Below are 10,936 nucleotides of genomic sequence, written 5' to 3'. Positions count from 1 at the left end.
TCATTGCCGCATAGGAGCGGGGAAAGAGGACGAAGATGCGGATATTGCATACGGGGGATTGGCACTTGGGCCGTACGCTGGAGGGAAGAAGCCGCCAGAAGGAGCAAGAGCAGTTCATAGATGAATTGGTGGAGATCGCCGATTTTCATAAGGTGGATTTGATTATGATGGCGGGAGATGTGTACGATTCCGTTAATCCGGCAGCGGCTTCGGAGCAATTATTCTATGAGGCTGCTGCCAGGCTGACTTCAGGGGGCAGGCCCCTTGTGGTGATTGCCGGCAATCATGACCAACCGGAGCGCGTATCTTCAGTCTCCCCGCTTGTATTAAGGCAGGGGATTACCTTGGTAGGACTTCCAACCTCAGAGCCAGTGACAGTTCATGCTGCGCGGACAGGTGAGATTGCCAAAATCGCAGCCCTTCCCTATCCCTCTGAGGCACGTCTCGGTGAGTTGCTTGCTGGGGACAGCGGGGAAGAGGAGCTTCGACTAGCTTACAGCGCACGGGTAGGCAAACTTATGCAACTGTTGGGACGGGAATTTACGCCACAAACCGTGAATTTGGCGATGAGCCATATTTATGTGCTTGGAGGTGTAGAGAGTGATTCGGAACGCCCGATTCAGGTGGGCGGGGCTTACACTGTAGACCCTTCTGCTTTATCCTGTGGAGCGCAATATACTGCACTAGGCCATCTTCATCGCGCTCAGCGTGTAAAAGGGGAAGGGATGATCCGTTATAGCGGATCCCCGCTGGCATATAGCTTTTCGGAAGCAGGACAAGCCAAGTCGGTGACGCTGATTGATGTTGCGCCGGGCGGTGAGCCGACCTTCGAAGAAATCTATCTTCGCTGTGGGCGTCCACTTGTAAGATGGAGCTCTACGGGGGGATTGCAAGAGGTATATAACTGGTTGGATGAAGGTAGAGATGCTACCGCTTTTATAGATTTGGAGATTCGGCTCAGTGAAGCTATGTCGATGAATGATATTCAGCGCCTGCGTAAATCACGTGAGGGGATCATTCATATTCGTCCGATTTATCCGCAAATGGAGATGGAGCTCGAACAAATTTCCCGTTCACGTATGCCTGTACAAGAATTGTTCCGTAAATTCTATCAGCGCCAGACGGGCGGGGCGGAGCCGGAGGATCGTTTGATTGAGCTGTTCTTACAGCTAACCGAAGAAGAACGGCAGCAGCCGGAGGAAGGAGAGGAGAACTAAGGTGAAGCCTATTTTATTAAAAGTTGCAGGATTGCAGAGTTATAGAGAAATGCAGGAAATAGATTTTGAAAGTCTGTGTGAGACCGGGCTGTTTGGGATTTTTGGACCTACGGGCAGCGGCAAGTCCAGTTTGCTGGATGCTATTACTTTGGCGATGTACGGCAAAGTGGAGCGCGCCGTTAATGGAACACAGGGGATTATGAATCACTCTGAGGATTCACTCAGCGTGGCGTTTACCTTTGAGCTCACTTCTTCCGCTGGGGCACATCGTTATCGCGTTGAACGTAAGTTCAAGCGGACAGGTGAGCAAACAGTCAGTAACACCATTAGCCGTTTCATTGAAGTTACACCTGACGGGGATAACGTTATGGCGGATAAACTCGCAGATGTTACACGTTGTGTGGAAGAGCATATTGGGCTCAAAATGGATGACTTCACGCGAGCAGTTGTATTGCCGCAGGGGAAATTCGCCGAATTCTTATCGCTTCGGGGCGTAGACCGCCGGCAAATGCTGCAGCGCCTGTTCCATTTGGAACAGTATGGCGATCAGCTTGCGTTGAAGCTTAGCCGACGGGTGAAGGAGAATGAAGCTGCGCTCCGCGCGCTCGAAGCGGAGCAGCAGGGGCTTGGCAGCGCAGGCAAAGAGGATGTAAAGGCAGCGGCGGAGCGCCTCGAACAAGCAGCCCAACATGCTGCGGAATGCCGCCGCAAGCTGGAGGCGGCGCTGCAGGTCGCGGAGCGTTTCACGCGCATTCGCGAGCTGCAAGAGGAACGGACCCGCCGCGAATTGCAGCGGCAGGGACTGCTCTCCAAGGAGGAGGAGATTCTCCTCCTTGAACGGAAGCTCGGCCAAGCTGACGAGGCCGAGGCTAGGCTTCCCGCGCTGAAAGCATGGCGAAGCGCGGAAGACGCCTTCAAGAGCCGATTGACCCGCGCGGAGGGCCAAGAGGTGCTGGCCGCCGCTGCCGAGCAGGAGGCGGCGCGTGCCGCTGCGGCCGCGGCTGCAGCGCAGGCCGCGCTTGCGGCGGAAGAGCCGGCCCTCCGGCAGGGGGCCGACACCTACCGCCGCGCGCTCGAGCTCGAGTCCGAGCTCGGCGCCCTGCGGCGCGAACTCGCGGCTCTGCGCGAGCGCCGCGAAGAGGCCTCCCGCAAGCTGACGGAGCTGCGGGAGGGCATGGCCCGGGAGCGTGAGCTTTTGGCCAAGGGCCAAAAGCGCCAGCAAGAGCTGCAGCAGAGCTTGCAGCCGCTCGGTGTCCGCTCCCAGGAGCGGCAGTCTCTGCAAGAAGCGATGCAGAGACTGCAAGGGCTGCACTCCGCTGAATCCCAGTGGGATAAGGCGGAGAAGGAGCGCCGCGAGCGTGCCACTGCACTCGCGGCTGCGCAGGCGCGCCTCGCGGAGGCCGAGGGCCGTCGCGGGCAGCAGGAAGCTTCTCGCGGGCAGCTGATCCGCGAGGCGGCGCTGCATCAAGAGAAGCTGCTGGCGACAGAAGAAGCTGCGTGCACCGCAGCAGAAAGTCTGGAGCAACATATCAGTTCTTTGGAAGCGGCCCTCAAGGGGCATGAGTTGCACAGACTCTCGCTTGGATTGGCTAAAGAATTGGAAGCAGGACAACCTTGCCCTGTATGTGGCAGCGAACACCACCCGGCCCCTGCTGTATTGCAGGATAACGTAGAGCAACAGGAACTGGAGATAAAGCTTCAACAGGCTCGGGTGTTGTCCAGACGTGCTTTGGAAGCACGCCATATGTTCCGTGGTCTGCGGGAGCAGGACCTGGTTTGGCTGGAGCAGGTGTTTGGTGATGGAGCTTTTGATACGGTAAATCATCCTGCAGCGGCAGGCTCAGAAGTCAGCACTGCCGAGGTTTCCTCTACCGATATGTCCATCCCAGATGAAAAAGCTTTGGCAGAACTTGATGCTGCATTTTTAGTATTAAAAAGCCAGTCTGGAGAACTGCGCCGTACAGCGATACAGTGGCAGCAATCGATGCAGGAAGTTCAGCAGCTATGTCTCAAAGAAGCAGCGGGTGCCGAAGGTGAGCGAAGCTGGGTAGAAGGCCTAACCGCCAAAGCCGAGGAACTGAGTGGCCAACTAACCGCTTTGCGGCAGAACTGGGTACAGCAGTTCCCTGATTTGGCACCGGAAGAGGTAGAAAAAGCTTATCGTGAGCTGTTAGCCAAGGATGCTCAAGCTGAGGAAATTAGATCCCGACTGGAAATCAGTGTCAAGTTTCTGGATGAGAAAAGCGCTTCGGTGCAGAATCTTCAGGAGACCATCACCGGACTCGATAAAGAGCTTACTCAGTGGAATACACAGATGGAAGGCAAAGAAGAATTGCAGCGTGAAAAAGAACGGCGTCTTTTAGAGTGGACTAATGGCCGCGCTGCTGCCCCTCTTCTAGCAGAGTGTGAGCGTCGTCTGCAGGAATTGTTAGCAGCTGTGGAGACCAGCCAACGATTACATCTCACGGCAGCGGAAAAAGCGCAGCATGAGATCAAGGAGGCAGCGATTACCCGCCAGGCTGCAGAATCTGCTCGAGAGCATTATGTGACTTCAAGCCATCTGTGGGAGCAAAGCTTAACCTCTTCACCTTTTAGTTCCGCCGCTGAGGTTGAAGGAGCAGCTCTCGCACCTGAAGAGCGGGAAATTTCTTCTTCTCGGGTACATGCCCATCGTGCGGAAGAAGCTGAAGTCTCATTGCAGCTGCGCAATATTGAAGAGAAGCTTGACGGAGCCAGCTTAAGTGAAGAGGAGTGGCAAGTTAGCCAGGAGAGCTTAAGCGTGTGTAAGTCAGAGGATGAAATGTCGCTGCAAGCAAGAGCGCGCGCAGAGCGAGATCTGGAGGATCTGCGGCATCGGCATATTCGCTGGATGGAGCTCGAAGCCCAGCGGCTAGAACATGCTTCTCTACAGGATCATTTGTCCAAATTGCAGACGGTTTTACGTGGAAATGCTTTTGTTGAGTATATTGCGGAGGAACAATTAATGCAGGTATGCCAGTCTGCTTCCCAGCGGCTTCGTTTCCTGAGCAAACAGCGTTATGCGCTGGAGGTTGATTCGGGTGGTGGCTTTGTAATTCGTGATGATGGAAACGGTGGTGTAAGAAGACCGGTCTCCACGCTTTCCGGCGGAGAGACGTTCTTAACTTCCTTGTCACTTGCACTTGCTCTTTCGGCACAGATTCAGCTGCGGGGGCAGTATCCATTGCAATTTTTCTTTTTGGACGAAGGTTTTGGTACGCTGGATCCGGAATTGCTCGATACGGTAATTACCTCACTGGAAAGACTGCATAACGACCAACTGTCTGTCGGCATTATCAGCCATGTTCCAGAGCTTCGGGCACGACTGCCACGCAAGCTGGTAGTAGTACCTGCTGAGCAGGGTGGAGGGGGATCTCGGATCCTTTTGGAAAAAATGTGAAGATCTACAATGTGTGTGATTCTTATCACAGATACAGTATCAACGCGCTGTTATAATACAGCTAAGCCGACATTACTTTAGAAACACCTCGGCGGACGTATGGCAGGGAATGAACTCCTTTTCATACGTCCGCCGCCGAATCAGCTTTATAAGCTGTGAAGGGTGTTTCTCTTTTTTTTGTCTTTTTTAGGCCTAACGGTGTTGATATATTTATTTAATGGTTCATTCTGTAACAGATACAGTTTAGGGCAGATTATGCTGAGTTTGCTTGCTGCTTTCGTAATTGATGATTATCCTGTATGATTATCTTATGATGAAGTGGAATTTCACCAATTTTTAGGAGGCAAGCACTCTATGGAGACCGTGTTTAGCAAAATTATTGAGGGTACTATTCCTTCCAAAAAAGTATTTGAGAATGAACGTATTCTTGCATTTTACGACATCGAGCCGGCTGCACCGGTACATGTGTTGATCATTCCCAAGAAGTTCATTGCTTCAATGAATGATGTTACACCTGAGGATCTTCCGCTAATTGCTGAAATCCACAGTGTAGCCCAACAGATCGCCAAAGACCTTGGAATTGCTGAGTCTGGTTATCGTTTAATCAATAATTGCGGGCCTGATAGTGGACAAGCTGTGCCTCATCTTCATTATCACCTGCTGGGTGGAGCCAAGCTGGGTGCGCTCACTGGAAACTCAGCTTCGCACGCATAGCATAATCATTTAATGTTGAAGAACTTGCCAGAAAAAAGAATAGCACGAAGGTTGACACGTTATTTCCGTTTGACCTATAATGGAGTTTGATAAACCGTGTTATGCTCTTGGACGGTATGGTCGGAGGGAGGGGAAACCTGTGTCTGAAACGAAAGTTCGCAAAAACGAGACAATTGATGCTGCACTTCGTCGCTTTAAACGTTCCATCGCAAAAGATGGTGTCTTGGCTGAGGTGAAGAAACGCAAACATTACGAAAAGCCGAGCGTTAAGAAAAAGCTGAAGTCTGAGGCTGCTCGTAAGAGAAAGTTTTAGGAGGATTACCCACGCATGAATCTTAGCGAGAGATTGAACGAAGATATGAAGCAAGCGATGAAGAGTAAGGACAAGTTCACGCTCTCCACGATTCGAATGGTTCGTTCTACAATAAAGTATCTTGAAATAGATCTGAAGAGAACATTGGACGACAACGAAGTGCTTGATATCCTTAGTCGTGAAATCAAACAGCGCAAAGATGCCCTCCAAGAATTTGAATCAGCGGGTCGCGACGAGCTTGCCGCGAGTACAAAAGCAGAAATCGAGATTATTATTAAATATCTTCCCGAGCAACTTTCCGAAGAAGAAATTAAAGTAATTGTACAGCAGACCATCCAGGAAACCGGTGCTTCTTCGAAGAGCGAAATGGGGAAGGTCATGAGCGCACTGATGCCTAAGGTCAAAGGTCGCGCTGATGGTAAACTCGTGAACCAGGCGGTTCTGCAATTTCTGCAATAATATAGCACTAGCACCCCTTGCAAAAGGGGTGCTTTTCTATGTTATGAAACGTAAATCCAATTTCAGCGTATTAAGGGTTATGAGTTCTGGGTCAAGCTAAAGAAGGGAGGTAAAATCATTGAGAAGATTACGGAAAATACTGTTAGCTAGCATTCCTGTGGTCCTGCTGTTACTCCTCCTGACACCCTTTGCAACGAATGTAAGCGCTGACGGGGCAGCCCCGAAAACACCGGGGGTTACGAACAGTGAGCTGAAAAAAGGTCCCGTGTTTATTATTCCGGTAGATCAAAAGATTGAACGGGGTTTGCAAAGCTTTTTGGAAAGAGGATTTGAAGAAGCCGCTAATTATGGAGCAGTCCTTATTCTACTAGAGGTCGATACACCTGGAGGGCTGGTGAAATCGGCAGAAGAGATTGGGACGATGGTAAGAGAGAGTGAAATACCAACAGCTGCCTATATTAAAGGTGATGCCGCTTCTGCAGGCAGTTACATAGCACTTAATGCAGGTGCAATAATCATGAAGCCGGGCAGTATGATCGGCTCCGCTTCCTTGGTAGACATGAATGGTCAAAAAGTCGATGATGCCAAAATGATATCCTACTGGAGATCTAAAATGATCGGCGCTGCTGCGCTGAATGATCGTGATCCAGACATTGCTGCTGGAATGGTGGATAGTAATTTGGTCGTGGATAAGCCAGAGCTTGGAGTGACTAAGACACAGGGAGAAATCATTGCCTTGTCTAGTGAAGAAGCTTTAAAAGCTGGTTACGCTGATCAAATTACAGATACCCCTGAAGAAGCAATTCAGTGGCTTGGATATACTACAGACGACATCTTTCGCGTAGAGCATACCGGTGCGGAAAAAATGTCGCAATTTCTGACCAATCCGATTATTATGACGATTCTGCTGTTCATTGGGATTACAGGCGTTGTCATTGAACTGATTGTTCCAGGCTTTGGTGCGCCAGGAATTATCGGGACGTTGGCTTTTGTGTTATATTTCTTCGGCAACTATGTTGCAGGATTCGCCGGAGCGGAAACTTGGCTCTTGTTTATCATTGGGCTTGTCATGCTTGTGCTGGAGCTCTTTGTGCCTAGCTTCGGAATATTGGGGCTCCTAGGTTCTGTCAGCCTTGTAGCGGGTGTTGTACGAGCTGCTTACAGCTATAAGCATGCACTGCTCAGTCTAGGTATCTCTTTCGTAGCTGCGACTATAGTTGTAGTAATTGTTGCGGTCATTTTTAAAGAACGAGGGATATGGAACAGATTTATTTTGAAGGAAAGCCTTACTAAAGATCAGGGATTTGTGCCTGTAGAAGAGAAGCTTAGCTTATTAGGCACTACAGGAACCAGTATTACTCCACTTCGTCCCTCAGGAACAGCTATGATAGGCGGCGAACGAGTGGATGTTGTTACAGAAGGTAGTTTTATTAGTGCTAATGCACCGGTCTCTGTTATTAAAGTAGAGGGCGGACGGATTGTTGTGAAAGAAATCAAGGAATAAGGTAAACACTGGAACCAATAATAGTTCTACAATAAATTTACGGAGGTTATATAGTATGGGTGAAGCATCTTTGATTCCTATTCTGTTCATCGCGGTAGTGGTGATTATTGTATTGAGCGTGTTTTTAAGTTTCTTCCCGGTTATGCTCTGGATTTCAGCATTAGCATCGGGCGTTAGAATCAGTATTATTACGCTGGTGGCGATGAGACTGCGTCGTGTAACCCCAAGTCGTATCGTTAACCCAATGATTAAAGCGACTAAGGCAGGTCTTGGACTGAACATTAATCAACTGGAGAGTCACTATCTCGCAGGTGGTAACGTAGACCGTGTTGTTAATGCGCTTATTGCAGCACAACGTGCAGATATTCCTTTGGAATTTACTCGCGCAGCAGCCATTGATCTTGCAGGACGTGATGTGCTGCAGGCTGTGCAAATGAGCGTTAACCCTCGTGTAATTGAGACACCGGTTGTTGCGGCTGTTGCTAAGAACGGGATTGAAGTTAAGGTAAAAGCGCGCGTAACTGTTCGTGCCAATATCGACCGCCTCGTGGGTGGTGCGGGTGAAGAAACGATTATTGCCCGTGTTGGTGAAGGGATTGTAACGACAGTAGGTTCGAGTGATTCCCATAAAGATGTCCTTGAGAACCCGGATTTGATTTCGCGGACGGTATTGTCCAAAGGGCTTGACTCAGGTACTGCTTTTGAGATCCTCTCCATTGATATTGCGGATATCGATGTAGGCAAGAACATCGGTGCTTATCTACAAACCGAGCAAGCAGAAGCAGATAAACGCATTGCCCAAGCCAAAGCGGAAGAACGCAGAGCGATGGCTGTCGCTCACGAGCAAGAGATGAAGGCGCGCGTAGTAGAGATGAAGGCGCTTGTTGTGGAAGCTGAGTCTCAGGTGCCTATGGCAATGGCTGAGGCGCTCAGAAATGGCCAAATCGGCGTGATGGATTATATGAATATCAAAAACATCGAGGCAGATACCCAAATGCGGGGCTCTCTCGGCAAAATGAATGATCAGGACGACAATAACCGTCCTAACAATAATAAATAAAAGGGGATGTGAATCTCCATGAGCTGGATCTATATTATTGCGGTTATTATATTCGCGATCGTATCCAATGTGAATAAAGCAACTAAAAACAAGCCCAAAGGAGCTCCTCGCGGGGGAATGCCCACTTTTGGGGGCGGAGAGGATTCTCCGCTCCGCCGGGTAAAGCGCCCGGATATCGATGGAGGGGGCCAAGCGGAGTCTGGCAGTGGATTTCCTGCTCCTGTTAGCACCTCTTCCCGGCAGTCGAGGTCAGAGGATAACCGGGAGTATGATGCCTCTCCTGCCTTTCCAGAACCCGCGTATATACCAACTCCAGATTATTCTACTGGAGAAGGAATGTCTTTGGAGCATGCCGATGACGGAGTTGAATTACGCACACAAAGAATGCAAGAAGAGGTACGGCGCCTTCAATCTGCTTTTGACGGGATAGCGGGTGCAGATACCAAAAGATCAAATAAGAATAAGAACACAAACTCACCCTCTGCGGCAGACCAGACACATGGAACAGGGAGTCGGGACGACCTGCGCAATGGTGTAGTCTGGGCAGAGATTCTGGGTCCACCGCGTTCTCGTCAGCCGCATTCCACCCGAAGATAATATTTACGGATCATAGTAACAATCAAGCCTCGGTTTCCTATCTTTACGATAGGTTGCCGGGGCTTTTTTTGCTTTTTTCACACTAGAAGGGTCCTCCTTTGTTACTTCTTCTCATAAAAAAAAGCGTTGCCGCATAAGGTGTACAGAAGGCAGGAAGGGGGAACGTCTACTTATGACCCGTATTGGCCGCAGGCTGCGGGGATGGACAAACGGGGTACTGGATCTACCACAGGACTTATTACAGGAAATGCCCCGGATCACCCTGATCGGCAATAAGGAACTGCATATTGAGAACCATCGCGGCGTGCTGCATTTTTCCTCTGGTCAGCTTAAGCTCGCGTTAGCTAAAGGATCGCTTGAAATCACAGGCGAGGGACTTGTCATCCGAAATATTCTAGGCCAGGAATTGGCTGTAGAAGGCGTTATCGGGGAGATCAGATATAACGAAAGCGAGGAGAGATCATGAAGGAGCCACCTCTGTCATCACTGCGGGGGTTCGTTACACTGCATGTGACGGGACCTCAGGTGGAGCGATTTATTAATTTCATTTCTGAAGCAGGAATCATGATTTGGGATGTGAGGCCCGCTGAGGGCGGCGCTTCCCTTAAGCTGCTTCTGGATGATTTTTATGTCCTCCGGCCGATTTTAAAAAAGACAGGCTGTCGTATGCACGTTACCGGTAGAAGCGGACTTCCATTTCTTATGGCGCGGCTGTGGAAAAGGAAATTTTTTGGCATAGGTATTTTGATGTTTGGAATTACACTTTTTATGTTATCTACGATGGTATGGAGTATTAGAGTCGAAGGGAATGAAAAAATTGCTTCTGAGGATATATTGGCTGCCGCTCGCCAGGAGGGTGTGTACCCTTTTCAGTGGATATGGCGTCTGGAGGAGCCGGACAAGCTCTCTAAGGGGCTGCTGGCCCATTTACCGGGTGTTTCTTGGATAGGGCTGCAACGGACGGGGACGAGCATCAAAATTCAGGTTGTAGAGGCTAAACAGCCCAACATCAAACCTTTGCTTAGCCAACGGCATTTAATTAGCCGAACAGATGCGGTGGTAACAGAAATATATGCGGAGCAGGGCAGACCGGTAGTAGCGCGTAATTCGCGTGTGAAAAAAGGGGATATCCTGATTTCCGGTGCTCTTGGAGACGAAGAAAATGTAGAGTATGTGGTAGCCAAGGGTGAGGTTAAGGGGTTGGTTTGGCATGAGTACAATATCGAGGTTCCGCTTGAAACAACCAATAGCACCTACACTGGGGAGCGTAAGGATCGCACCTATCTCGTGTTGGGGAAATGGGCTATTCAGCTGTGGGGTTATGGCAAATCCTCCTTTGAGAATTCAAAGACGCTCACAGAGCATGATCCGCTATCTTGGCGCTCTATTGAGCTGCCGCTGGGCCTGATGACTGAGAAAGAAATGGAGATCAATGAAACAAAGGATACGATAACTCCAGAAGCTGGAGTAGCGAGGGGAATTGAGCGGGCGAAGAATGATATTTTAGCTCGATATGGTGTTGATAGCGTCATCAAAAGTCAAAAAGTTTTGCATGAGAAGAAAGAGAATGGTAAAGTTTATATGAAAGTGATCTTTGAAGTAGAAGAAAAAATTTCCGAAGAACTGCCAATAGTAAACAATTGAGGAGAATGAG

At 49.7% G+C, this 10,936-nt stretch carries 10 protein-coding genes; all 10 read left to right on the top strand.

Features of this window, described 5'->3' with window-relative positions:
- The first annotated feature begins 35 nt into the window (after positions 1–35).
- The 10 genes from NSQ55_RS23260 to yqfD all read left to right on the top strand — a co-directional run bounded on the left by NSQ55_RS23260 (position 36) and on the right by yqfD (position 10,926).
- Positions 36–1,217, top strand: a complete 1,182-nt coding sequence (locus tag NSQ55_RS23260; RefSeq protein WP_339169335.1) for an exonuclease SbcCD subunit D — start codon at positions 36–38, stop codon at positions 1,215–1,217.
- 1 nt (position 1,218) lies between these two features.
- Positions 1,219–4,635, top strand: coding sequence for an AAA family ATPase (locus NSQ55_RS23255; RefSeq protein ID WP_339169333.1), 3,417 nt, complete (start codon positions 1,219–1,221; stop codon positions 4,633–4,635).
- A 354-nt stretch (positions 4,636–4,989) separates the two neighbouring features.
- Positions 4,990–5,349, top strand: a complete 360-nt coding sequence (locus NSQ55_RS23250; protein ID WP_036683863.1) for a histidine triad nucleotide-binding protein — start codon at positions 4,990–4,992, stop codon at positions 5,347–5,349.
- 139 nt (positions 5,350–5,488) lie between these two features.
- Positions 5,489–5,662, top strand: a complete 174-nt coding sequence (rpsU, locus tag NSQ55_RS23245) for a 30S ribosomal protein S21 (protein ID WP_036657994.1) — start codon at positions 5,489–5,491, stop codon at positions 5,660–5,662.
- Between the two features lie 15 nt (positions 5,663–5,677).
- A complete protein-coding gene (locus NSQ55_RS23240) occupies positions 5,678–6,121 on the top strand; it encodes a GatB/YqeY domain-containing protein (RefSeq protein ID WP_036683862.1) in 444 nt (147 codons plus the stop codon).
- A gap of 118 nt (positions 6,122–6,239) precedes the next feature.
- On the top strand, positions 6,240–7,625 hold the full coding sequence (locus NSQ55_RS23235) for an NfeD family protein (RefSeq protein WP_076218333.1): 1,386 nt from the start codon (positions 6,240–6,242) through the stop codon (positions 7,623–7,625).
- Positions 7,626–7,680: 55 nt separating this feature from the next.
- Positions 7,681–8,685 (top strand): flotillin-like protein FloA, encoded by a 1,005-nt coding sequence (gene floA, locus NSQ55_RS23230; protein WP_036683849.1) that lies wholly within the window; start codon positions 7,681–7,683, stop codon positions 8,683–8,685.
- Between the two features lie 18 nt (positions 8,686–8,703).
- A complete protein-coding gene (locus tag NSQ55_RS23225; protein WP_280753448.1) occupies positions 8,704–9,282 on the top strand; it encodes a hypothetical protein in 579 nt (192 codons plus the stop codon).
- A gap of 172 nt (positions 9,283–9,454) precedes the next feature.
- Entirely contained in the window at positions 9,455–9,748 is a 294-nt protein-coding gene (yqfC, locus tag NSQ55_RS23220) for a sporulation protein YqfC (protein WP_036683844.1), read from the top strand.
- The gene (yqfD, locus tag NSQ55_RS23215) at positions 9,745–10,926 is read left to right on the top strand and encodes a sporulation protein YqfD (RefSeq protein ID WP_076278789.1); all 1,182 of its coding nucleotides are present in this window, start codon (positions 9,745–9,747) and stop codon (positions 10,924–10,926) included. Before yqfC ends, yqfD begins: the two co-directional genes overlap by 4 nt.
- The last annotated feature ends 10 nt before the right edge of the window (positions 10,927–10,936 follow it).

Origin of the sequence: Paenibacillus sp. FSL H7-0943 (assembly GCF_037963265.1) — a bacterium.
In the GTDB taxonomy this organism is placed as follows: domain Bacteria; phylum Bacillota; class Bacilli; order Paenibacillales; family Paenibacillaceae; genus Paenibacillus_AQ; species Paenibacillus_AQ odorifer.
Note: the sequence above shows the minus strand (reverse complement) of the source record. Positions and strands in the feature narration are given on the sequence as shown.

Excerpts from the sequence above, each read along its gene's own strand:
- NSQ55_RS23225 (WP_280753448.1), top strand. The coding sequence starts at position 8,704 with ATGAGCTGGATCTATATTATTGCGGTTATTATATTCGCGATCGTATCC.
- NSQ55_RS23260 (WP_339169335.1), top strand. The coding sequence starts at position 36 with ATGCGGATATTGCATACGGGGGATTGGCACTTGGGCCGTACGCTGGAG.
- yqfC (WP_036683844.1), top strand. The coding sequence starts at position 9,455 with ATGACCCGTATTGGCCGCAGGCTGCGGGGATGGACAAACGGGGTACTG.
- floA (WP_036683849.1), top strand. The coding sequence starts at position 7,681 with ATGGGTGAAGCATCTTTGATTCCTATTCTGTTCATCGCGGTAGTGGTG.
- NSQ55_RS23250 (WP_036683863.1), top strand. The coding sequence starts at position 4,990 with ATGGAGACCGTGTTTAGCAAAATTATTGAGGGTACTATTCCTTCCAAA.
- yqfD (WP_076278789.1), top strand. The coding sequence starts at position 9,745 with ATGAAGGAGCCACCTCTGTCATCACTGCGGGGGTTCGTTACACTGCAT.
- NSQ55_RS23240 (WP_036683862.1), top strand. The coding sequence starts at position 5,678 with ATGAATCTTAGCGAGAGATTGAACGAAGATATGAAGCAAGCGATGAAG.